The organism is Nostoc sp. CALU 1950, from assembly GCF_051172895.1.
GTDB lineage: Bacteria > Cyanobacteriota > Cyanobacteriia > Cyanobacteriales > Nostocaceae > Nostoc > Nostoc edaphicum_A.
In genome coordinates this window covers 16,860-39,526 of the sequence record NZ_JBDNJQ010000050.1, presented here as the reverse complement: position 1 = coordinate 39,526, position 22,667 = coordinate 16,860, and the positions used below count along the sequence as shown (strand labels likewise).

General features: G+C 41.7%; 19 protein-coding genes. 12 read left to right on the top strand and 7 right to left on the bottom strand.

The features are described from left to right. Nucleotides 1-331: 331 nt before the first annotated feature. Nucleotides 332-1,612, bottom strand: a complete 1,281-nt coding sequence (locus tag ABF638_RS15595; protein ID WP_435023664.1) for a vWA domain-containing protein — start codon at nt 1,610-1,612, stop codon at nt 332-334. 12 nt (nt 1,613-1,624) lie between these two features. Then, nucleotides 1,625-2,881: a vWA domain-containing protein gene (locus tag ABF638_RS15590; protein ID WP_435023663.1), complete on the bottom strand. Its 1,257-nt coding sequence runs from the start codon at nt 2,879-2,881 to the stop codon at nt 1,625-1,627. A 238-nt stretch (nt 2,882-3,119) separates the two neighbouring features. Here ABF638_RS15590 and ABF638_RS15585 point away from each other — a divergent pair, with 238 nt between their 5' ends. The 3 genes from ABF638_RS15585 to ABF638_RS15575 all read left to right on the top strand — a co-directional run bounded on the left by ABF638_RS15585 (nt 3,120) and on the right by ABF638_RS15575 (nt 5,378). Further along, nucleotides 3,120-3,782, top strand: a complete 663-nt coding sequence (locus tag ABF638_RS15585) for an ATP-dependent Clp protease proteolytic subunit (RefSeq protein ID WP_069072491.1) — start codon at nt 3,120-3,122, stop codon at nt 3,780-3,782. Between the two features lie 121 nt (nt 3,783-3,903). Further along, entirely contained in the window at nt 3,904-4,515 is a 612-nt protein-coding gene (locus tag ABF638_RS15580; protein WP_069072492.1) for an ATP-dependent Clp protease proteolytic subunit, read from the top strand. A gap of 242 nt (nt 4,516-4,757) precedes the next feature. Beyond that, nucleotides 4,758-5,378, top strand: a complete 621-nt coding sequence (locus ABF638_RS15575) for a J domain-containing protein (protein WP_069072493.1) — start codon at nt 4,758-4,760, stop codon at nt 5,376-5,378. A 66-nt stretch (nt 5,379-5,444) separates the two neighbouring features. Here ABF638_RS15575 and ABF638_RS15570 read toward each other — a convergent pair whose 3' ends face one another. Next, on the bottom strand, nt 5,445-6,644 hold the full coding sequence (locus tag ABF638_RS15570) for a PLP-dependent aminotransferase family protein (RefSeq protein WP_435023660.1): 1,200 nt from the start codon (nt 6,642-6,644) through the stop codon (nt 5,445-5,447). A gap of 484 nt (nt 6,645-7,128) precedes the next feature. Here ABF638_RS15570 and ABF638_RS15565 point away from each other — a divergent pair, with 484 nt between their 5' ends. Further along, nucleotides 7,129-7,689 (top strand): antibiotic biosynthesis monooxygenase, encoded by a 561-nt coding sequence (locus ABF638_RS15565; protein WP_435023659.1) that lies wholly within the window; start codon nt 7,129-7,131, stop codon nt 7,687-7,689. 53 nt (nt 7,690-7,742) lie between these two features. On the opposite strand, the gene ABF638_RS15560 is transcribed toward ABF638_RS15565, so the two are convergent. From ABF638_RS15560 to ABF638_RS15550, 3 genes are read right to left on the bottom strand one after another with little or no spacing between them, the layout of a single operon-like run. Continuing rightward, nucleotides 7,743-8,078 (bottom strand): XisI protein, encoded by a 336-nt coding sequence (locus tag ABF638_RS15560; RefSeq protein ID WP_435023657.1) that lies wholly within the window; start codon nt 8,076-8,078, stop codon nt 7,743-7,745. Continuing rightward, on the bottom strand, nt 8,066-8,482 hold the full coding sequence (locus ABF638_RS15555; protein WP_435023656.1) for a XisH family protein: 417 nt from the start codon (nt 8,480-8,482) through the stop codon (nt 8,066-8,068). Before ABF638_RS15555 ends, ABF638_RS15560 begins: the two co-directional genes overlap by 13 nt. Before the next feature lie 46 nt (nt 8,483-8,528). After that, on the bottom strand, nt 8,529-9,134 hold the full coding sequence (locus tag ABF638_RS15550) for a Uma2 family endonuclease (RefSeq protein WP_435023655.1): 606 nt from the start codon (nt 9,132-9,134) through the stop codon (nt 8,529-8,531). A gap of 73 nt (nt 9,135-9,207) precedes the next feature. Here ABF638_RS15550 and ABF638_RS15545 point away from each other — a divergent pair, with 73 nt between their 5' ends. The 5 genes from ABF638_RS15545 (at nt 9,208) to ABF638_RS15525 (ending at nt 13,149) form a co-directional block, all read left to right on the top strand. Next, entirely contained in the window at nt 9,208-9,888 is a 681-nt protein-coding gene (locus tag ABF638_RS15545; protein ID WP_181931236.1) for an NADPH-dependent F420 reductase, read from the top strand. A gap of 96 nt (nt 9,889-9,984) precedes the next feature. Continuing rightward, nucleotides 9,985-10,731, top strand: coding sequence for an SDR family oxidoreductase (locus tag ABF638_RS15540; RefSeq protein ID WP_435023653.1), 747 nt, complete (start codon nt 9,985-9,987; stop codon nt 10,729-10,731). 6 nt (nt 10,732-10,737) lie between these two features. Further along, on the top strand, nt 10,738-11,655 hold the full coding sequence (locus tag ABF638_RS15535) for an SMP-30/gluconolactonase/LRE family protein (RefSeq protein ID WP_435023651.1): 918 nt from the start codon (nt 10,738-10,740) through the stop codon (nt 11,653-11,655). A 202-nt stretch (nt 11,656-11,857) separates the two neighbouring features. Next, nucleotides 11,858-12,418, top strand: coding sequence for an antibiotic biosynthesis monooxygenase (locus tag ABF638_RS15530; protein WP_435023650.1), 561 nt, complete (start codon nt 11,858-11,860; stop codon nt 12,416-12,418). Nucleotides 12,419-12,435: 17 nt separating this feature from the next. Then, nucleotides 12,436-13,149 carry an SDR family oxidoreductase gene (locus ABF638_RS15525; protein WP_435023648.1) on the top strand — a complete coding sequence of 238 codons (714 nt, stop codon included), beginning with the start codon at nt 12,436-12,438 and terminating at the stop codon, nt 13,147-13,149. A 261-nt stretch (nt 13,150-13,410) separates the two neighbouring features. On the opposite strand, the gene ABF638_RS15520 is transcribed toward ABF638_RS15525, so the two are convergent. After that, complete coding sequence (locus ABF638_RS15520) at nt 13,411-15,024, bottom strand: NAD(P)H-quinone oxidoreductase subunit 4 (protein ID WP_435023646.1); 1,614 nt, start codon at nt 15,022-15,024, stop codon at nt 13,411-13,413. A 745-nt stretch (nt 15,025-15,769) separates the two neighbouring features. Between ABF638_RS15520 and ABF638_RS15515 the strand changes: the two genes are divergently transcribed. The 3 genes from ABF638_RS15515 to ABF638_RS15505 all read left to right on the top strand — a co-directional run bounded on the left by ABF638_RS15515 (nt 15,770) and on the right by ABF638_RS15505 (nt 22,562). Further along, nucleotides 15,770-18,508, top strand: coding sequence for a toll/interleukin-1 receptor domain-containing protein (locus tag ABF638_RS15515; RefSeq protein ID WP_435023643.1), 2,739 nt, complete (start codon nt 15,770-15,772; stop codon nt 18,506-18,508). A 133-nt stretch (nt 18,509-18,641) separates the two neighbouring features. Beyond that, nucleotides 18,642-21,455: a peptidoglycan-binding protein gene (locus ABF638_RS15510; RefSeq protein WP_435023640.1), complete on the top strand. Its 2,814-nt coding sequence runs from the start codon at nt 18,642-18,644 to the stop codon at nt 21,453-21,455. An 84-nt stretch (nt 21,456-21,539) separates the two neighbouring features. Further along, nucleotides 21,540-22,562 carry an NADP-dependent oxidoreductase gene (locus ABF638_RS15505; RefSeq protein WP_435023638.1) on the top strand — a complete coding sequence of 341 codons (1,023 nt, stop codon included), beginning with the start codon at nt 21,540-21,542 and terminating at the stop codon, nt 22,560-22,562. Nucleotides 22,563-22,667 lie beyond the last annotated feature (105 nt).

The window sequence follows — 22,667 nt, the reverse complement described above, 5'->3', positions numbered from 1 at the left end:
GATGCACCAAGATTAAGCTAATGTATTAAGCACATCTTGTCCTATTTGTAGCTATTATTACCTCCGAAATAACACAGCTTTTTTGGTGATTTTAGTAAAAATTCTCAACAATTTTTAAGTATTTTTTATAAAAAAATACTTAAAATATCAATATAAAAGATTAAGGCTAAAAAAAGCCAATGCTGGTAAATAAAAACTTATCCTTGACTGATCAAATTGAATTTATTTAGACTACATACTTGCCTAGCGATTATGGTCAGAACAAACCATACCTACATGATCAATGCCAGTAGTTTTCATAAAATTTAGGAGTTAAGAGTTATTTAAAGGACTATTCCTGTAAAATAGTCTTTGATACTATCCTAGTTTTCTTAAGGTCAGCTTCGGAAAGTTCTTCTCCGGCTTGCAGGCGAGTAGCGGAAGTTTGCAACACTGTGGCTGCACCTTTATCTCCTATTTGTAAAGCGGTTTTAGCTGCTGTTTGTAACATCGTGGCTGCACCAGTGCGATCGCCTTGTTGCAATTTCGCCTCGGCTAACTGGGTTTGACGATACTTTGCTAATGCTAAAATAGACTGTTGCACCTGGGGATTGGATGTTGGTTGATACGCCCGCACTACATCTGCATACACTGGTACAAGGGGCGAAAGTAAGCCTTGTTCGTTAACTAATGGGTCATCATAACGGATTTGCAGATGCCCAATCACTTGTTTCCCTTCTGGCAACTGTCCCAGATAAATGTTCGCCAAAACTACCCGTTCTACATCCTGCATCAAGTCTCCCAAGCGTACAGCAAAGCTACCATCAGCTTCGGGTTCCACTGGTAACTCGATTGTGTCTGGGGCAACTTGGGCAATGGGTTTCAATTCTGCTAATCGGATATTGGGCACTAAAGATAACAGCAAGTAGGCGTTAGTTAGTCCAATCGATTGAATCCGTCCAAACAGTCGGCTAAATTGATCCACAGCCTGTTCAGGACGTTCAATGTGGGCTAGAGTCCCACCACCGACATCGGCAATTTTTTCCAGCAAATCCTGATTCCAGCTATTGCCAAATCCGAAAGTGTTGATAGTTAGGTTCAGCTTGGCAGCCTTTTGCGCCAGTTTAAGACAGCGCTTGTTGTCATCTCGCCCAATATCCCACTTCCAAATTCGCAAACCGCTTTCACCGTGCCCATCTGTCAGCAGAAATGCCTGGGAAACAGCGCCTCTTGTCCCCTTCATCAGTTCTGTAATGCCTAATTCCAAACCCTCAGCGATCGCAGTGCCGCCGCTAGCAGTCAGTTTGCTTTTGATTTGAGATTTGATGCTTTCGGGGTCTAGGATGACTTGATTAGGGATAATGACTTCCGCAGTACCGGAAAAAGCCACAACTGAAATGCGATCGCCTACTTTCAACCGATCGATTAATCCTTCCACTGCCTGGATCACCGTTTTTATCGGTTGTCCATGCATGGAACCACTTCTATCCAAAATCAAGCAGAGGTTAAGGGGAAGATTTTGATCGGACTCACCAGCGATCGCAAAAATCGTCATTGCTAGTTGACGTTGGCTACTTGTTTGAGCCACATCAACATTATTGTCATTTAACGCCGATAGCAATTTAACTTTCATCTAAACCTGAGTTTACTGGGGAGGGGTATCTTGCAAAACTGTTTTCGAGACAATTCTGGTTTTCTTGCGATCGCTTTCAGATAAATCTCCGCCAGCTTGTAGCTGGGTGGCAGAAGTTTGCAACACCGTCGCCGCCCCAGTATCTCCCATTTGCAGCGCGGTTTTCGCAGCCGTTTGTAACATCGTCGCCGCACCAGAGCGATCGCCTTGTTGTAATTTCGTCTCGGCTAGCTGGGTTTGGCGGTACTTAGCTAATGCCAAAATCGACTGCTGCACCTGGGGATTAAGGTCTGCTTGATAATTTTTCACGACATGGGCATAAACTGGGATATTTGCTGTCAATAAACCTACCTGGTTGGCGGCTGGATCATCGTAGCGGACTTGCACATTAGCGATCGCTTGTTCACCTGCTGGCAATTGTCCCAAATAAATATTAGCTAAAATTACCCGTTCTGCATCTTTCATTAAATCTCCCAACCGCACAGCGAAACGCCCATCAGCTTCTTGTTGCAGTGGTAACTCAATTGTGTCTGGGGAAACTTGGGCAATCGGTTTGAGTTCCGCTAGCCGGACATGGGGCATCAGGGAGAATAGCAGATAAGCATTAGTCAATCCCACCGTTTGAATCCGGCTAAACAGGCGATTAAACTCTTCCACTGCCTGTTCGGGTTTTTGAATATAAGATAAAGTACCTAAACCAGCATCAGCAATTTTTTCTAAAACATCTTGGTTCCAATTGTCACCAAATCCCAAAGTGTTTAAAGTCAAATTATAACTAGCAGCCAATTGAGCGAATTTGAAACAGCGATTATTATCACCGTGTTCATTTTCACCGTCGGTTAATAAGAAGGCTTGAGAAACAGTATCTTTTTTTCCCTTTGCCAACTCCTCAATCCCCAAACGCAATCCTTCATCAATCGCAGTTCCACCATCGGCATTGAGGCGATTAATTTGCTGTTTGATTTTCTCTGGATCTTCGACACTTTGACTAGGTACTAAGACTTTGGCACGGTGATCAAAAACTACAACACTGAGGCGATCGCCAGGATTGAGTCTATCTACCAGACGATTCGCGGCTTTTTTGACCGTTTCTAGCGATCGCCCGTTCATCGAACCACTATGATCGAGAATTAAGCATAAATTCAGGGGTACATGGCGGTCTTGAGTCTCTGCGATCGCCGAAATCGAAATTCCCAACTGACGTTGACTATTCAGTTGATTCGCGTCCAAATTACCATCATTCAAGGCAGGGTGCAAACTAACCTTCATAACACAAAGCCCCTATTCAGGATACACATATTAATAAATAACTTCAAAGCACTACTTTAGCTCTACGGAAAACCTATCCAACATAAATACACTAATATAATCAGAATATCTTAGAAGCCAAGCATTGGCAGATGCGAAGCCGCCTTCAGCATTAGGGAGAAATCCGCACCTTGAGGGAGGCGTGCATCGCGCTAGGATGTATTACAGTTAACGGCATAGTTTCAGGCGATCAGTTGCTATGGACATTTCCCCAATTAAGGCTGTTCAAGCCCCATATTACGGCGATAACTTTTACCGGACACCACCGCCAGATTTACCTTCCCTCTTATTGAAGGAGCGAATTGTCTATATTGGGATGCCACTGGTGCCTGCTGTCACGGAATTAATCGTGGCCGAATTGCTATTTTTGCAATCCGACGACCCCGAAAAACCGATTAAAATCTACATCAACTCCACCGGCACTTCCGGTTACAGTGGCGAACCTATTGGCTTTGAAACCGAAGCCTTCGCCATCTTTGACACCATGAAATATATCAAGCCTCCTATCCACACCATTTGCGTCGGTTCCGCGATGGGTATGGCAGCGATGCTTCTCAGTGCTGGTACAAAAGGCTGCCGCGCCAGTTTGCCTCACTCCTCGATTATCCTGCATCAGCCCAAGAGCTACGCCCAAGGTCAAGCAACGGATATTCAAATTCGCGCTAGGGAAGTTTTGGTAAATAAAGGAGCCTTAGTTGATATCTTGCATCGCACTACTGGACAGCCTCCAGAAAAAATTACTAAGGATATGGATCGGCTGTTATACCTAACACCTTACGAAGCGAAGGAATACGGACTGATTGACCGAGTTTTTGAGAAAGAAGAACTCGCCAATCCCCCACTTCCTGCCAGTGTCCTCTAGTAAGTGCTGAGTGCTGAGTGCTGAGTGCTGAGTAGAGACGCGATTAATCGCGTCTGTACAGGAGTTATGAGTTATTCCTAACTCTCCTACCGCCCCCAAATTATTAAGAACGGAGTAAATTATGCCTATAGGCGTTCCTAAAGTTCCTTACCGGATGCCCGGTGGACAATATACAGATTGGATTAGTATCTACGATCGCCTTTACCGAGAACGGATTATATTCTTGGGGCGAGATATTGATGATGAAATTGCCAATCAAATTATCGCTGTAATGCTGTATCTGGACTCAGATGATCCAGGTAAAGATATTTATATATACATCAATTCTCCCGGTGGAATGGTTACATCTGGCATGGCTATTTTTGACACCATGCAACATATCAAATCAGATGTAGTGACTATTTGCGTCGGTTTAGCTGCTTCAATGGGGTCTTTTTTGCTGGCAGCTGGCACAAAAGGCAAACGGTTAGCATTGCCTCACTCACGGATTATGATTCACCAGCCATCTGGTGGCACCCGTGGACAAGCAACTGATATCGAAATTGAAGCTAAAGAGATTCTTAGAATTCGTCACCAGCTTAATGGCATTTATGCTGATAAAACCGGTCAGACCATAGAAAAAATTGAAAAAGATATGGATCGTGACTTTTTCATGTCTGCTCAAGAGGCTAAGGAATACGGTTTAATTGACCGTGTAATTGAAGACCGAACCTCGGTAATAACTGGGGAGTAGGGAATAGGGGGATGAGGGGGATGAGGGGGATGAGGAAGCAGGGGGAGTAGACAAAGAATTTAAACTCTTAACTCCTAACTTCCAAATCCCCACTCCCCACTCCCCACTCCCCACTCCCTTCTTTAAACAAACTGTCAACATTGAACTTTAAAATAGCAAATTAGCCCTTATTATTAATAGTTCAGGCTTAAAGCTCATAGCTGGTAGCCCCTATCTCGATATTCGATAGCTCATAGCTCAAGATGGATCTTGGAGATTGCTACCGTTTACTAGGTTTAAGATCGGGAGCTTCTTTTGCTGACATCAAAGCGTCTTACCGACGACTGGCGCAGCAATATCACCCCGATATCAACCCAGATGACAACAAAGCCAAAGATAAATTTATTGCCTTAACAGAGGCTTACAAACTCCTGCTGACGGTAGTACTGCCAGAGGAAACTGTTGCCCATTCAAGTCATGTGTCAACTGCGCGTAATGACACCAAGGCAACGCAGCGGCAGAAAACACCAGTTACAACGGTGACAAGCCAAGAATCAGGGAAACCAAAGCCGCCGAATCTATTGGAAATAGAAGAACGGCTAAAGTGGAAGACTTATGAGCAATTGCAGCGATTTTTGCAAGAAAGACGATTTCCGCAAGCGATCGCTCTGGCGGAAGCTTTAGCAGATCGCTTGTCAACAGATGCAGAAGTCCGCCAATGGCTAGCGATCGTCTATCAAATTTGGGGACGGGCGCTTATTTCCGAAAAACAACTGCTCAAAGCCAGAATTTATCTCAAAAAAGCTCTGAAGACAGACCCCCATAATAAAACTCTCTGGTATGAAGTCCAGCGCGATTTCCAACGCTTAGAACAAATTTTTTAAGTTTACAAAATTTATCGAGGAAGGCAGAGGAGGTGTCGGTCAGCCTTACTCCTGCCTCCTGAAGAATTACCGCCATCCGCGCAACACTGCTCCCAAAACAGCGATTCCCTCAACAATCTTCTCGGTTGGTTGAAAGCTAAAAGCTAACCTGATGGCATCATCTCCCTGTCCATTGGCATAACAGCGAGTCCCTGACAGAAAGCTGATGCCGTGTTCATTAGCAGCGGTTAGGAGTGCTTTGGCGCTGATATCTGGCGGCAATTTACACCAAACGAAAAAGCCTCCACCCGGTCGCAAAGCAACTACATCACTGGGAAACTCGTGAGCGATCGCTTCTAACAACAAATTGCACTTATGCTTGTAGCAGGCGATTAACTCCTGAATGTGATCATCTAGTTTGCCTGTAGCACAGTAGCGAGCGACCACATGGCTGACAAATGGCCCCACTGGTCCCTCACTTTTGAACATTGCCAACCGCTCAATAATTGCTGGATCGCCACAAGCCCAGCCCAGCCGGATACCAGGCGCAATAATTTTTGAGAAGGTACTCACGTATAAAACCCACCCCTCCTTGTCGAGGGTTGCCAAGGGAGGCACGGCTTCCCCCTGGAAGCGCAAATCGCTGTAAGCATCGTCTTCCACCACCAGCACGCCATACTCAGCCGCCAGTGCTACTAGCTTTTGGCGGCGAAATAACGGCATAGTAGCGCCTGTGGGATTATGAAACGTCGGGATGGTGTAAATAAACCGGGGTCGAATGCCCTGTTTCTTCAAATCGCTCAAAGTTTCTTCCAGGGCGTCCACATCCATCCCCAACTCATCCACAGGAATGGTAATTACGCGTGCGCCAGCGTGGACAAATCTACTAACTACTCCCAAGAAGGTTGGCCCTTCTACAATTACCACGTCACCAGGTTCGACAAACACATCTGGTAGCAAGCCCAAAATCTGACCAGAACCATAGCCAATGATCAGGCGATCGCGATCGGCGGCGATTCCTTTAGCCTGCAAGCGGAGGATGATTTGTTCATACAATTGGCCTGAAGGTGGCCCGTAATTCAGGGCGATCGGAGCCTCTTCTGCCAGCACAGCAGCACTTGCAGCAGCTAAGTCAGCGTGGGGAAAGAGAATTGGGTCAGCTAAACCGTAGGCAAAGCTAACAGTAATAATTTTGGTTAACTCAGTGCCGTAAGTTGGTGGTGCAAGGTTTCTAGCTCGTTCGGCGAATAAATCAGTAATTTGGTAAGTAGAGGTGGTGAGAGCCATACAGAGCGAGTTGTCTTCTAGGTTTATGAATATATCAGCATTGCCCGCAAGAAATACTGATAGTCAGCTTTATTCTAAATCTGAACAATGCTACCGTGTTTTCTAAGTAAAGTTTAGTTTTGGCTAATGTCTCATCAATATCTCGACGAGCAAAAATTTTAGACTATTTTGGAATCGATAGTTTATAACCTTTTAGTATTTTCAATATTTTGACTTATTCAAAAGATAAAAAATCTACATTTTGTGTCATAAATGATGAGCAAATAAGTCATACATGAAAATATTCATATTAATAACCTATACACAATAATTAAAATCCCAAACTTAAAAATATTTCACAGCAAGAAAATTCATCCTTGCTCCGCAATAAGCAAGCTATGTGAAAAAATCCAAAATCTAAAATCTAAAATGATGAACTCAAACATGCTATGGTGACTAAAAATTACATCATTTACTAATATTGATAGTGGCATAACTAATGGAGATGGAACAGGACGCTCAATTTGTAACCGTGGTAATTACACAACTTGTCAAACCAGGATGCGAAACTGCTTACGAAGCGTGGTTGAAAGAGATTACCAGAGTTTCCAGAGCATATATGGGTCATCTGGGAACAAATGTGATTCGTCCTCAACTTGGGGTGCGAAATGAATATGTGATCATCTTCCGGTTTGACGGTTACGAAAATTTAAAGGCGTGGATGACATCGCGCGATCGCGAATATTGGCTCAATCAAGGTAAACATTTGGTTGAATCTGATCCTCATGTTCAACAACTTAGTGGATTAGAAGCTTGGTTTTCTCTTCCCAGTCAATCACTGAAAACTCCACCACGCTACAAAATAGCATTGCTAACTTGGGGAGCAGTATTTGTGTTAATTAATTTATTGAGTACGTTTATAGTCCCCCTACTTCGCGGTTTATCTCCCTTAATTATTTCGTTAATCGTTACGATTACTATGATTTTGCTATTAACATATATTGTTATGCCTAGAGTTAGCCGTTTGTTTAGCTTTTGGCTATATCCTAAATCACGAAAAATTTAGCAATTGAAATGACTTTAAGTAATTCTGCGGGTTTAACGTAATTACGGATTATCTTAACCAAGAGCGAACTCAGTAAATTGTCGTTTAAATGGGGAATGAAAAGCCAAAACGATGTCTTTTTTTGGTATACCTCGATTAATAAGTTCATTGGCGATACCTCCTTCAGTACCATCGTGTTGAATCCAAATTTTTTCGTTTTTAATATCTAGATGCAAAACACAGCCATATACGCGGCGCTTATTTGACCACCCCACGTGAACAACTTGGTAGCGATCGCGTTCTCTATCAAAAATCACTTCTGCTTCGACTTCTTCGTTGCTGGCTTTGATTTCGCTGTAAGCTAGCAGCAGTTCTTGAATAAGTTGACGGTACTGTTCTACTTTTGCCATTTTACGATCGCCTCCTCTTCTGGATCGAAAACAATCAGCCGAACTTGGTAACGTTGGATTAATAAAGCTGGCAGTTCTAAAGTAAAAAAAGAACGATACGTGTCTAAGGGAACTGCTAAATATAGAAGTCTCTCAGGTTGTTCTTCTTCAAGTGCTAATTGATATTTGAGATACTGTCCTAAAGCAGTACTAAATTCAGTTGTAGTAGATGGAGCAACAAAGCTTTTAACTTCAACCGCAATTTTTTCTTGATTTCGTTCTGCTGCTAAAACTTTCTCTGCACCAAGGTCGATGTACATATCCAAACCACCAAAACGCAGGAAAAGCGGGTCATTAGTGATGAACCAGCCCTCTTTCTCCAAAGCGCGTTTTACTGCATCATGGAATATGTCTTTCGCCGCCATAGATTCCTAGAATTTTGATTTCGGTACTATAAAACTAGCTTACTCCCTACCAAACCTGACTTAAATCCAAAACAAACCCAGGTAGCAACGGTTCACCAGAAAGTATCTTAGGATTATCTAATACCTCAACCGCAATATTAGGACAATAAATAAAAACTCGGCGCTGTTTTCTATCAATTAACCAACCAAGTTGAGTGCCATTATCAATATACTCTTGCATCTTGTCTTGCAAAATTCGTAAGTTATCGCTCTCAGAACGCAATTCAATTACAAACTCAGGACAAATCGGTGCAAATTTTTTTCGCAGTTCTGGTGGTATGGCTTCCCAGCGATCGCGTTTTATCCACGCTGCATCTGGAGAACGCACCGCACCATTAGGCAAAGTAAACCCACCACTGGAACCAAACCCTACACCTGTACCATCTTGCTTTGTCCAAATACCTAACTGACCAATAATTTCAAAGTTACGTTGGCTAGTTTCCGCATCTGTTAGAGACATAATCACTAATTCTCCCACAGCATTGCGTTCGATGTGAAAATCACGGTTTAGCTGACAAAACTCATAAAACTGATCTTCGGTTAGTGCGATCGCAGGTTGCAATTGCAAAACCACTGGTATAATTTCTGTGGCTACAGGTAAGTTGGTGGTCATAATGGCTTTGTGGCTACTTCACCTGCTTTAACTATAATCTTTTCACAATCTACGGTGGAATGAGGGTTAACTCATGAAGATTGGAATTATTGGCAGTGGAAACATGGGGCGCTCTCTAGGTATACTCTGGGCAGAGCAGGGGCATGAAGTATTTTTTGGCTCTCGTGATGCCGAAAAAGGAAAAGCAACAGCAGAGTTCGCCGGACGCGGAACGCAAGGTGGTACAAATGATCAGGCGGCGGCGTTTGCTGATGTAATTTTGTGGACAGTACGCAGCATTATGCCAAAAGAGTTGCTTTCTCATCCTGAAGTTCTCGACAATAAAATTATTATTGATTGCAATAATCAGGATATTCCTGAAGGATTTGCTTATCCACCAATAGTAGAATCTCTAGCCGAAAAGCTTGCTAAAGATATACCTCAAGCGCAGGTGGTAAAAGCTTTTAATACGATGGCGCAGGAAGTTTTTGAATTAGCACCTGAACCACTAAAGGATTATGGAGTTTCTGTTTTTGTTGCAGGAGATGATGAACAAGCCAGAAAAACAGTAATGGGGCTTGCTGAAGAAATCGGATTTTTAGCAGTAGATTCTGGTGTTTTACGTAATGCTCGATTGGTAGAAGGCTTAGGAGATTTTATTCGCCTGATTATAGGTGGTCAAAAACAAGGTGTTTATGCAACTATCTCTGTCAATGTCTTACCTACAGCGTCAGAACAACGCTTAGGTGGACGGCAAGCTTCGAGTTTGAAGTAAGTCAGAATCATTGATTGAATACATTTCTGCAATCAACTTGCTTAATTCATTGCATCTCAGTACAGTACAATCAAAAGCAGTTTCAAGGTCATAAAAATGACGACTGAAAAAAGGATTGCTGTGGTAACAGGCAGCAATCGAGGGCTAGGATATGCTATTTCCCGTCAATTATCCCAAATTGGCAACCGCGTAATTCTGACGAGTCGTAATGAAACAGATGGTCTTGTTGCTAAAGGGCAGCTTACCAATGAAGGGCTTGATGTTGACTATCACACGCTAGATGTCAGCAATGACGGAAGTGTGCAGCAGTTTACAGAGTGGCTGCGTGAAACTTACGGCAAAGTAGATATTCTGGTCAATAATGCAGGCGTGAATCCCACAACTAAGCCGGAGGAGTCCAGCTTACTAACTGTGCAACTGGAAACGATGCGATCGACCTTTGAAACCAATGTTCTAGCGGTACTCAGAATTTCTCAAGCATTAATTCCGTTGATGAAGGTGCAAAACTACGGTCGCATTGTCAATATCTCTACGGAAATGGCATCTCTAACATCAGTTCCCACTGACTACTACCCTTTAGCGCCTTCTTATCGACTCTCGAAGGTGGGAGTAAATGGACTAACTGTGATTCTCGCCAAGGAACTCCAAGGTAGTAATATTCTCGTAAATGCCTATTCTCCAGGTTGGATGAAGACAGATATGGGGGGAGATGATGCCCCGTTCACGGCAGAAGAAGGAGCCGAAACTGCTGTCTATTTAGCAACACTTCCCGATGGAGGAGCGCAAGGACTGTTTTTTGCAGAGATGCGAAAGTTTGGTGGCCCCATTCAATTACAATGGTAGGTTAATATGGGAAATTCCGCAGATTTACCGTCTATTTACGCAGATAAGCCGATTGAATTAGCACCGGCTAAAATTATTACCTCGTTTCCTGTTAATACTTTTTTGGAAAATCTAGCAATTGCACCAGATGGCACAATTTTTGTAACCAATCACGAAGTTGGCGAGATTGTTAGCATTACCCCAGATGGCAATCAGCAAATTTATGCCACTGTTGAAGGCAAAGTAAGTGGTCTTGCTTTCACTACCAACGGCGATCTGGTGGCAACAGGATGGAATGCTGATTCTATACCCGTGGTTTCTCTAGTTAAAAGTGATGGCACGGTGGAAACGTTGCTGACACTGCCAGACGCAATATTTCTCAATGGCATCACGCCACTTTCCGATACTCAGTATTTGACAGCAGATTCCTATCGTGGTGCAATCTGGCTGATTGATGTTGCTCAACCCAGTGGATCAATTTGGCTAGAACATCCAATGCTTGCTCGTAGCAATTCAGAGAGCGTGTTTCCGGCTGCAAATGGCTTGAAGCGTTTTGGTGATTTCCTCTACGTTTCAAATACGGAAAAAATGTTGCTGTTGCGGATTCCCATTGATACCGCTAATAAACCAGGTGAGCCGGAAATTTTTGTTGAGCAGACCAATATTGATGACTTTGCCTTTGATGTAGAAGGCAACCTTTATGGAGCAACGCACATTTACAACAGTGTGGTAAGAATTGCACCCGATCGCAGTACTACTATTATTGCTCAAGCCGAGTCAGGTGTAATTGGTAGCACAGCAGTGGCTTTTGGTCAAAGTGAGGGCGATAGCACCGCGATTTATGTTGTAACGAATGGTGGAATGTTTTTACCTCCACCCACTGGTGTCGTTCCTGCCAATGTTGTTCGGCTTGAGGTTGGAAAAGCTGGATATCCCTTGGGTTGAGAATGATGCAATTTTAGATTTTAAGTTTTGGATTTTGGATTAAAACTTCTAAATCCAAAATTTAAATTTGTTTGCTCTCCAACGAATTTGTACTTGTTTTACGAAAAGCAAGCTACTTGAAATAAATCCAAAATCCCCAAGCCTTGAATTTATTCATAGGATCAATCCAAAATCTAAAATCCAAAATCCAAAATTGATAAAGATGGAACAGGACGATCAATTTGTGACTGTGGTTATTTCACAACTGGTAAAACCAGGATGTGAAAAGGCTTACGAGGCTTGGTTGAAAGATATTACCAGTGTTGCCAGAACCTATCTAGGGCATTTGGGAACAAATGTGATTCGTCCCCAACTTGGTGTGCGAAATGAATATGTGATCATTTTTCGGTTTGACAATTATGAAAATTTGAAAGCGTGGATGACATCGCGCGATCGCGAGTACTGGCTCAATCAAGGTAAACATTTGGTGGAATCCGATCCTGATGTTCAAGAAATTTGTGGATTAGAAGCTTGGTTTTCTATTCCCGGTCAACCACTGAAAACTCCACCACGCTATAAAACAGCATTACTAACTTGGGGAGCTGTATTTGTGTTGATTAATTTGTTGAATACATTTATAACGCCCCTGCTTCGCGGTTTACCTCCCTTAATTATTTCGTTGATCATTACCATTACTATGGTTTTGCTATTGACATATATTGTTATGCCTAGAGTTAGCCGTTTGTTTAGTTCTTGGCTATATCCTAAATTACGAAAAGCTTAGGAATTTAAATTACTTATATGGTTTCACAAAAAGTAGCGATTATTACTGCTGCTAGTCGAGGGATTGGTGCAGGTTGTGCGCGAGAGTTAGCAGCGCAGGGTTATAGGGTTTCACTGATGGCGCGATCGCCCAAGATTCTGGATTTGGCAGATGAATTGGGCGGTATTGCTACTCAAGGCTCGATTACCAATTTTCAAGACTTACAGCGATTAGTAGAGACAACTTTAGCTCAATTCGGTCGTATTGATGCAGTAGTAAATAGTTTTGGAGATCCACCCCGACCAGATTTGCTATCTATTTCTGATGAAATGTGGATAGAAAACTTTGAAATGCTGTTTTTGAGTGTTGTCCGCATCGCCAAACTAGTTACAGAAGCAATGCGATATTCAGGAGGCGGTGTCATTGTGAATATTTCCGCGTGTGACTCCCATGAACCAGAATTAGGGACACCCTTTAGCGGTACACTCCGCGCCGCAATGGAAGGGTTTACAAAACTTTATGCCAAACGTTACAAAGCAGATAAAATTCGCATGGTTTCCGTAGCGCCTTTTTTTGTAGCAGATTCAATGGCAGAGTTAGAGGGATGGAATGTGCCTTCGGATTTGATGCTTGGTCGTCCTACTACCTATGCAGAGTTTGCTAAAATAATCGCTTTTCTGATTTCTGATGATGCCAAGTTTATTACAGGCACAACTTTGAAGGTGGATGAAGCCTATTCTTCTGCTATTTAGTTTTATTTCTAGGTCGGGAAATATAGCAAGGGACTGGGGACTGGGGACTGGGTGAAAAGTCTTTTTGTGTCTAAGTTTTATCATCTGTTGATGTCCTAATCACTTTGGCTGTTGCTATACAAGCGATGCCTATGGCGGGCTACGCCTACGCACCTGATCACCCTTCCAAAAAGCCAAAATGTTAGGGGCGGTTTCGTAACCACCCCTTTATTGCCCTAATAATTTAGAATTTACTTGCAGACCCCTTAATGGGAAGTTAATTTACTCAGAAATGTTAATCGAACTTTCAACTTGAGAAGTAGCCAATGTTGGTGCAGAGAAAATCCGCGAGTACAGACTTGATGGTTGTTGATGAGCAACGACTGGTAGAACTTCACGAGCATGGGCGGCTAATTCTACTGCTTTCACATCATAAGTCTGCGTTGCTAATTTGGGATAGAAGCCGATACCGATAATTGGCAGCAGCAAACAAGCGGTAATAAATATTTCGCGGGGTTTGACATCAGATATTACAGCATCCAAGTGCAACTCTTGACTTTGCTCACCGTAGAACACTTGACGCAGCATCGACAGTAAATAAATTGGTGTCAAAATCACGCCAACCGCTGACAGCAACACAACTACAACTTTGAAGCTGGAACTGTAAACATCACTGGTGGCGATACCCAGAAATACCATCAACTCACCCACGAAACCACTCATTCCGGGTAAAGCGAGAGAAGCCATTGAACCGATGGTAAACAGAGCAAAGGTTTTGGGCATTACCTTAGCCATTCCACCCATTTTATCCATCATCAAGGTGTGGGTGCGATCGTAAGTCACGCCAGACAGGAAGAACAAGCTAGCAGCAATCAAGCCGTGGGAAACCATTTGTAGCACTGCACCGCTGATACCCAGTTCTGTGTAAGAGGCAATCCCAATCAGCACAAACCCCATGTGGGCAATTGAAGAGTAAGCCAAGCGGCGTTTGAGATTGGTTTGGGCAAAGGCACAGCAAGCACCGTAGACAATGTTAACCACACCCAAAATTGCCAGCACTGGGGCAAAAGTCACATGGGCATTGGGCAACATTTCCACATTGAAGCGGATGAGAGCATAACCACCCATTTTTAACAATACACCAGCCAAAATCATTGAACCGGGTGCTGATGCTTCACCGTGGGCATCAGGTAGCCAAGTGTGTAAAGGAAAAATCGGTAACTTCACACCGAAGGCAATCAAGAAACCTGCATAAACCAACAATTCCAAGGTTTTGGGGTATTCTTTCATTCCCAGAGTCGCCATGTCGAAGGTGATGGTATCTCCAGAGAATGCCATTGCAAAACCGGCAATCAAGATAAATATTGATGCAGCGGCGGTGTAAAGAATGAACTTGGTAGCGGCATAACGGCGGTTTTGTCCTCCCCAGATGGAAATCAGCAGGTAAACCGGCACTAACTCGATTTCCCACATGAGGAAGAACAACAGCAAATCCTGGGCGACAAATACGCCAAGTTGGGCGCTGTACATCGCTAACATCAAACCATAAAATAATCGCGGCTTGGTGGTAACTTTCCAAGCCGCGAATATTGCGAGAGTATTTATTAAGCCTGTCAGAAGCAGTAAGGGCATCGATAAACCATCAACCCCCACAGCGCAATGCAAACCTAACTGCGGTATCCAAGGATAGTTTTCTACAAGTTGGAGCGTTGAACTTTGGAAGTCGTACTTGTACCAAAAGGCATAAATCATCAGTGCAAAGTCAGCGATCGCAACTCCCAGACCATACCACCGGACAGTTCTACCTTCTTTGTCTGGGATTAAGGGGATGGCTAAGGCAGCCACCAAGGGTAAGAGGATTATGGCTGTTAGCCAGGGAAATTCAATAGCATTCATCACTTCTGACAATCAATTTTCCTTCTCGCTTTTGATTACATTATATTAAGGAATTTTTACTTTTGTAAACATTGTTGAACTCTAAAAGATTAAATTTTTGCTTTTGATAAGAATATATACTCATCGAATGTCAGTTTTTCAGGATAAATAAGAATAAATACTTATCGAATTTTGCCGATTCCATTCTAAATGTAAACTTTTGCAACGTCAACTTTCGCTGTCGTTACAATATCGTTGCATTTTCTGTTTAAGCCTACTTGTCAGGGCTGGATGGCAGCCTAGGAACGAGGAAAGCCTTATCAAGCTAGGTTTTTAGGACTTGTTTGTACACCGTAATATTCAGTCTATTCTTGCCATCGCTTGACCTCTGGAGCGCTTCGGTGTGGCGACCCGTCACTTTGGCTATTTGCACTTGTAGAGACGTAGCAATGCTACGTCTCTTTTTGGGAACATGTATTGACAAAAATACATGGATGTGTGTTAACGCAAATAATTGTTGTTCAAATAAATGAAAAAGGAAATAAACTTGCCCTTATTTGAACATTCACTTTAAGCTTTGTGCCAAAGTAGCTAATTTTGATCTATGACTGAAAATTTTTCTAAAATATCATATAGTAAGAACATTTAAACAATAGATGAAACTTGCATTAAACTAATTCTTTTTCCGAAGTATATAGAATTTTTACGTAAATAGTAAAAAAACAGTATTTTATTTAAATTTTATTAAGTATTTATCGAAATTTATATGGCTGAGGCGTTTATTTCCTACTCTCGCAAAGATAAAGAGTTCGTTCAAAAGCTTTATGAAGCGCTCAAGCAACAGAAGCTAGATATCTGGGTGGACTGGGAAGGAATTCCACCCACGGCAGATTGGCGGAAAGAAATTTATGAAGGAATTGAAGCCGCTGATAATTTTATCTTTATTATTAGTCCAAATTCAGTCGCTTCTAAAGTCTGCCGTGAAGAGATTGCACACGCCCGAAAGCACAATAAACGTTTAGTGCCAATCGTGTGGCAGTATGCTGAAGGTATTGATCCCGAATTAGCCAAAATTAACTATATTTTCTTCCAAGAAAGTAATGATTTTGAGCAAGCTTTTCAATCATTACTCAAAGCACTTGATACTGACCTAGCTCATGTTAAACAGCATACCCGCTTACTCATGGGAGCCTTGGAATGGGATCAGAAAAAACGTAACAATAGTTATTTGCTACAAGGTAGTGAACTAGAAGAAGCAGAGCAATGGTTCACTCAAGGAGCAGGAAAAGAACCCTTGATCGCACCACTCCAACAAGAGTACATTGGCGAAAGTCGCAAAGCCCAAAGGGCGCGTTACAGAACAAAAGTAATTGCTCTGACTTCAGGGTTTGTGATTTCAACAGGATTGGCTATTGTTGCAGCAATTGGCTGGAAGCAGGCTGATCACTTGCGGATAGAAGCACAAAAATCGGAACTCCGAGCCTTAATTTCAGCATCTGATGCACGTTTTACCTCGAATAGAAATACGATTGATGCCTTGATAGAAGGTTTAAAAGCCGGACAGAAACTCAAAGAACTAGATACAGCCAAAGCCAATATTCCAACCCAGGAACGGGCAGAAGTGATGGACGTGCTGGGACAGGCGGTTTACTGGGTAAGAGAACGCGATCGCCTCCAGGGACACAGCGATTATATCCAAAGCGTTAGTTTCAGTCCCGATGGAAAAGCGATCGCTACCGCTAGTGGAGACAACACAATAAAACTTTGGAACAAACAAGGTCTTTTGCAGAAAACTTTAAAAGGACACCTAGATCAAGTAGTTAGTGTAAGTTTCAGTCCTAATAGTCAAATCCTTGCTTCTGCCAGTTTAGACGGAACAGTGAAACTCTGGAAACAGGATGGCAAGGAACCTAAAACCTTTAAAAAGCTGAATACTAAAATTCGATCTGTGAGTTTCAGTCATGATGGCAAGATTCTTGCCTCTGGTGGTGACGACAATATAGTGAGACTTTGGAACATACAGGGTCAGGAACTAAAAATTCTCAAGGGGCATACAGGCACTATCTATAGTTTGAGTTTCAGTCCTAATAGTCAAATCCTTGCTTCTGCCAGTTTAGACGGAACGGTGAAACTGTGGAACAAAGACGGTAAAGAACTTAAGACCCTAGAAGAACATAATAATACAGTGACTAGCGTGAGCTTCAGTTCTCACAATATCCTTGCCTCTGCCAGTTTAGATAGAACGGTTAAACTTTGGAATACTGAAGGGAAATTGCTTTCAACTTTTAAGAAATTAGAGGCACAAAGTAGTAAGATATACAGCGTCAGTTTTAGTCCCGATGGTCAGACCCTTGCCACAGGTAATGATGATAATAGCGTGACACTCTGGCAGAAAAATGGCCAGGAACTTACTACCTTTAGAGGACATAGTAGTAGAGTCAATCAAGTTACTTTCAGCCCCGATGGTCGTACCCTTGCATCTGCTAGTCAAGATAAGTCAGTGAAACTGTGGCAAATTGACCGCCCTTGGCAGACTATTCTCACTGGACATCAGGCTGGTGTCAATCGCGTGAACTTCTCAGGTGATGGAAAAGCGATCGCTACCGCCAGTGATGATAAGACGGTGAAACTCTGGAATCAGCAGGGTAAGCAGATCAAATCACTTCCGGTAAATGACTACACAATCTGGGATGTGAATTTTAGTCCAGATGGTCAGATAATTGCCGCCGTCAGTTCTGACGAAGGGGTGGTGAGACTGTGGAATCGGCAAGGTCAGCTACTCAAGACTTTAAAGCATGGCGATCGCATTCATAGCGTGAGTTTCAGCCCAGACAGCAAAATGATTGCTACCACTAGTCAAGATAGAACAATGAAACTTTGGAATCGCCAGGGTCAGTTGCTTAACACCTTAAAACATAGCGCCACCGTCTATAGCGTCAGTTTTAGTCCAGACGACAAGATGATTGCCACTGGTAGTAATGACGGGGAAGTGAAACTCTGGAATCGGCAAGGTCAGTTACTCAAGATTTTAAAGCATGGTGCTTCTGTCTACAGCGTCAGTTTTAGCCCTGATAGTCAGACCCTTGCCAGTGCTGGTGCAGATGAGAGAGTAAAACTTTGGCAGCTTGATGGTGGTGCGATCGCTAGTCTTGATGGGCATAGTGCTGCAATCTGGCAAGTAACTTTCAGCCCTGACGGCAAGATGATTGCAACTGCTAGTGATGACGGAACAGTGAAACTTTGGCACAAAGATGGGACTTTGATTATTACTCTTACTGGCCATAGTGGTGAGGTCAATGGGATCAGTTTCAGCCCTGACAGCAAGACTCTCGTTTCTGGCAGTAAAGATGGTACAGCTATTTTGTGGAATGTGGAAAATCTCACCCTAGATAATTTGATGGGACGTGGGTGCGATTGGCTGCATGATTATCTGAAGAATAACCCGAATGTGAGTCAAAGCGATCGCAATCTGTGTGATGGAGTTCAAACTCAGACTAAAGATTGATTTAGCCAACTTTGACTATTATTTCAAGTGGTCAAATGCTTCAAGAAAAGTAATAAATTTTAACTCCTTTTTTGCATAAAAAGAACCAAAACGATAGATAAGCATAAGAGCATAAATCTGAGAGGGCATCACTGTGTATAAAAAATCGACAGGCTGGGTACCAGACTACCCCGATTTTAGAGACTATCGCATGGACGAAATCAATCAAAAGTTAATGATCACAGTCCAAGATATACAGATAAATAATGATAATGATTCCCAAAACAGTATAGAAGAATTGTTTGAGTTATTAAAATTAATAAAAAATGGACTAAATCCAACTCTCGAAGAGGCACTCGCCTCAAAGTTCAACAATTTTCAGCAAAAGATAAATAAAGGTTTCAAATTAGTCAATGCTAAAGCTCTTAAAGAACAGATATTTTTAGCTCATGGTTGTGCAGGGCAGGAAGTCTATAATCTTCAACAGCAGTTGCTGAAATTTACCGAATATAAGCATATTTTTGAACCTGAGACACAAAATATTAGTAAATTTGTAGATGATTTATCAAAATCAGTTTATATGGAATATGGTTATTTTGGTGAAATTACAAAGGAGGCAGTAAAACTATTCAAGAGTATTTTTGGTCTCTCAATTATCTCAGATGACAGTATTGATAAGGCTAACACTGATGACAAGGTTGATAGTGTTGTAGATCAAGTAACACTCTATACTTTAAACCAAGTTTTGGAAATCTTAAAAGAAGAAACTTCTAAAGCTAAAAGCACAGAAAAAACAATTAAAAAATTTGGAATGTTTGATCCAGAAATTAAAGACATTCAAATAAAACTCAATAAACTAGGCTATCTCAAAAATTTAGGAGAAAATAACGGGGCAATAAAAGGATTCTTTGACTATCTAACAGAGGATGCAGTTAAAGAATTTAAAAGACAATATTATCCTTCAAAGGTTGCTCGTGTTGATGGAATAGTTGATGGAATAGTTGACGAAAAGACAAAGAGAATACTAGATGATCAATATAATGCACAAGCAAAACAATCTTTCGGTGATGATAAACTTAAAAAAGTACAGCAGCTTTTATGTGAGTTAGGAGAATTTGATGGACAAGTAACAGGGTATTATAGTCAACAGACAAAGACAGCTATAGAATCATTTAAAGCTAGATATGAAATAGAAATAGAAAGAGATGATGTTGATTGGACAAAAACCTTACAAGTATTAAGTGACTTAGTTGCGCTCAAAAAACAACAGCAACGGGAAGTTTTACCTGCATCCTCAACAATACCCATAACCCTTTATGAAATAATTTTAAGGGTTTTTGAAATTTCTGAATTTCAACCTGAACATTTTGTTAATGAAAAAATAATTCCAAAAGCTACGGATACTGATAAGTCTGATCTCGCCAAACACCGAGGTGCGTTGAAACGAGCAATTGATATGATAGTTAAATTGGTTGCTCAACTAATTTCTCCTTTAGCTAAACATAGAAATCTTGAAAAAGCTGTAAGAGACGTATTAGATAAGCTAGATCAATGGTTCGATAAATCTGAATACGTTAACGATATCCGTCAAGAAAATAATCAACAAGGGAATAATAAATCAGGTATTAATGCTAAAAACAATAAATATTCTCAGCAAGAGTTGTGGGAAAAATCTAGTACTTTTTCTCAATCAGAACAGGAAACAAACTTATTTAAAGACTGGGATTTAAATCCAGTTTCTTTATACATAGCTATTTCAGCAATTTTAAATTTCAAACAATCCCTGAGTAATATTGATAAGGAAATTACTGATCAAGTTTGCCTGGATAAAGATAGAAAAAAGAAATTAGCTACATCTTTAAAAAAGATAGATGATATATTTAAATCTATCAAAGATTTAAAAGTAACTATCAAGATTTTAGAAAATAGTCTGAATTATAATCCTCAAGTTCAGGGAGAAAATAATTCAAAAACTCAACCGAATAATCTGAGAACAGTCATCCAAATATTACCCGAACTTCAAGATGATCCAAAGCATTTGAAGGAAACACCAGAGTTTGAAAGTGATTTACAACTTCCGTTAGAAGGACATTTACAAAAATATATAAAACAAGAAAATAGCAAGAATGTAACTGTATATTTATTAATGCCAGAATTTGTAGATTTAACCTTCTGGTGTTCCCCAGTTGAAGACCAAGGCTCATTGGATTCATGTACGGCACATGCTGGTGTTGCTTTAATGGAGTACTTTGAGAAAAGAAGTTTTGATAGATATGTCGATGCTTCTCGGCTCTTTCTTTACAAAGCAACCCGCAATCTCATGCATCGTAAAGGTGATGCAGGAGCATCTCTTCGGGAAACTATGCGGGCAATGGCATTATTTGGCGTACCTCCAGAAGAGTACTGGCCTTATAAAGAAGATAAGTTTGATGTGGAACCAACCCCTTTCTGCTACTCTTTTGGTCAAAGTTATCAAGCGCTAAAATACTTCCGTCTAAATCCTTTAGGCACTACAGAAAATATACTGTTATTCCGAATTAAAACAGCTTTAGCCGCGGGTTTTCCCTGTGCATTTGGGTTTACTATGTATTATTCCATCGAGGATTTAAACCCAAGTGGGTATATTCCATACCCAGTTAAAAACGATAAGGTAAAAGGAGGTCATGCTGTTGTTGCAGTTGGCTACGACGACCATAAAGTAATAGAGAATGCTGATGGTAGTCAACGATCGCAAGGAGCATTGCTAATCAGAAACTGTTGGGGAACCCGTTGGGGTGAAGGGGGCTATGGTTGGCTTCCTTATGACTACGTATTGAAAGGCTTGACAAATGATTGGTGGTCGCTGCTCAAGTCTAAGTGGTTTGAGACAGGACACTTCGGGTTAGAAGCAAACGATTGGGTGTCTAATTTGGGGGGAGGGCCTACAAATGGTACACCGGAAGAGAAGCCTAAGCCGCCTGGAAATTAGGGCAAAAGCACGTAGTTTAGCAAACCCTTGGTGATAAGGATATTGATGAAAAAAATCGCCTAAAACATGAGAGGAAAATAACTTATGTCCGATTTAATTAACAAACAAATCATCCTCAAAAGTCGTCCAGTCGGCGAACCAAAAGAGAGTGATTTTGCTCTGGTAGAAACACCAACTCCCGAACCAGGTGAAGGCGAAATTCTTAGCCGCACCATTTATCTATCTCTCGACCCTTATATGCGTGGTCGCATTAGTGGAGGCCAGTCTTATGCTGCACCTGTAGAATTAGGTTCAGTTATTGTCGGTGGTACAGTCAGCCAAGTAATTAAATCAAATCATCCTCAATTTCAAGTAGGGGATTTTGTTCTTAATAGTAACGGTTGGCAAACTTATGCTGTATCTAAGGGTGAGACACTGCGTAAACTTGATCCTACTCAAGCACCTTTATCCTATAGTTTAGGTGTACTAAGTATGCCTGGCTTGACTGCTTATGCTGCTCTGCTTGATATCGGTCAACCTAAAGAAGGTGAAACTGTTGTGGTTTCAGCTGCTTCTGGGGCTGTCGGTGCAGTAGTAGGTCAAATTGCCAAAATTAAAGGTGCGCGAGTAGTGGGAATTGTCGGGAGTGACGAGAAGCGGGATTATATAGTTAAAGAATTAGGTTTTGATGTTGGCATTAACCGCAAAACTCAAGAACTTGATTCAGCTCTCAAAGAAGCTGCTCCTAATGGCATTGATGTTTACTATGACAATACAGCAGGTGTGATTTTAGAAACTGTCTTGCAGCAGATAAACCTTGGAGCAAGAATTCCACTAGTAGGTTTGATTTCAGAATATAACGCCACATCTACTCCACCAGGGCCTAATTTAATGCCACTACTAATCAAACGGGCTTTAATCAAAGGTTTTCTAGTTGGTGATTATCAACATCGGTTTAATGATTTTTTGCGTGATGTTTCTGGATGGTTGCAGTCTGGTCAACTCAAGTATAGAGAGGATGTAGTTATTGGTTTAGAGAACGCTCCTAGTGCATTCATCGGTTTACTCCGAGGTGATAATTTTGGCAAGTTGATTGTTAAAGTCAATGACGATCCAACGGCAGCTTAATCGGTTCTTAAATTGGGTATGTGGTACGTTGACACTCAAATTATTTCCAAATGAGCGAAAATTCTGGCACACCACTGGATAAAAGGGAGCAAATTGTTGAAAATC

Coding starts and splice junctions, on each gene's coding strand:
- ABF638_RS15595 (WP_435023664.1), bottom strand. CDS start 1,612: ATGAAAGTTAAATTGCTATCGGCGTTAAATGACAATAATGTTGATGTG.
- ABF638_RS15590 (WP_435023663.1), bottom strand. CDS start 2,881: ATGAAGGTTAGTTTGCACCCTGCCTTGAATGATGGTAATTTGGACGCG.
- ABF638_RS15585 (WP_069072491.1), top strand. CDS start 3,120: ATGGACATTTCCCCAATTAAGGCTGTTCAAGCCCCATATTACGGCGAT.
- ABF638_RS15580 (WP_069072492.1), top strand. CDS start 3,904: ATGCCTATAGGCGTTCCTAAAGTTCCTTACCGGATGCCCGGTGGACAA.
- ABF638_RS15575 (WP_069072493.1), top strand. CDS start 4,758: ATGGATCTTGGAGATTGCTACCGTTTACTAGGTTTAAGATCGGGAGCT.
- ABF638_RS15570 (WP_435023660.1), bottom strand. CDS start 6,644: ATGGCTCTCACCACCTCTACTTACCAAATTACTGATTTATTCGCCGAA.
- ABF638_RS15565 (WP_435023659.1), top strand. CDS start 7,129: ATGGAACAGGACGCTCAATTTGTAACCGTGGTAATTACACAACTTGTC.
- ABF638_RS15560 (WP_435023657.1), bottom strand. CDS start 8,078: ATGGCAAAAGTAGAACAGTACCGTCAACTTATTCAAGAACTGCTGCTA.
- ABF638_RS15555 (WP_435023656.1), bottom strand. CDS start 8,482: ATGGCGGCGAAAGACATATTCCATGATGCAGTAAAACGCGCTTTGGAG.
- ABF638_RS15550 (WP_435023655.1), bottom strand. CDS start 9,134: ATGACCACCAACTTACCTGTAGCCACAGAAATTATACCAGTGGTTTTG.
- ABF638_RS15545 (WP_181931236.1), top strand. CDS start 9,208: ATGAAGATTGGAATTATTGGCAGTGGAAACATGGGGCGCTCTCTAGGT.
- ABF638_RS15540 (WP_435023653.1), top strand. CDS start 9,985: ATGACGACTGAAAAAAGGATTGCTGTGGTAACAGGCAGCAATCGAGGG.
- ABF638_RS15535 (WP_435023651.1), top strand. CDS start 10,738: ATGGGAAATTCCGCAGATTTACCGTCTATTTACGCAGATAAGCCGATT.
- ABF638_RS15530 (WP_435023650.1), top strand. CDS start 11,858: ATGGAACAGGACGATCAATTTGTGACTGTGGTTATTTCACAACTGGTA.
- ABF638_RS15525 (WP_435023648.1), top strand. CDS start 12,436: ATGGTTTCACAAAAAGTAGCGATTATTACTGCTGCTAGTCGAGGGATT.
- ABF638_RS15520 (WP_435023646.1), bottom strand. CDS start 15,024: ATGAATGCTATTGAATTTCCCTGGCTAACAGCCATAATCCTCTTACCC.
- ABF638_RS15515 (WP_435023643.1), top strand. CDS start 15,770: ATGGCTGAGGCGTTTATTTCCTACTCTCGCAAAGATAAAGAGTTCGTT.
- ABF638_RS15505 (WP_435023638.1), top strand. CDS start 21,540: ATGTCCGATTTAATTAACAAACAAATCATCCTCAAAAGTCGTCCAGTC.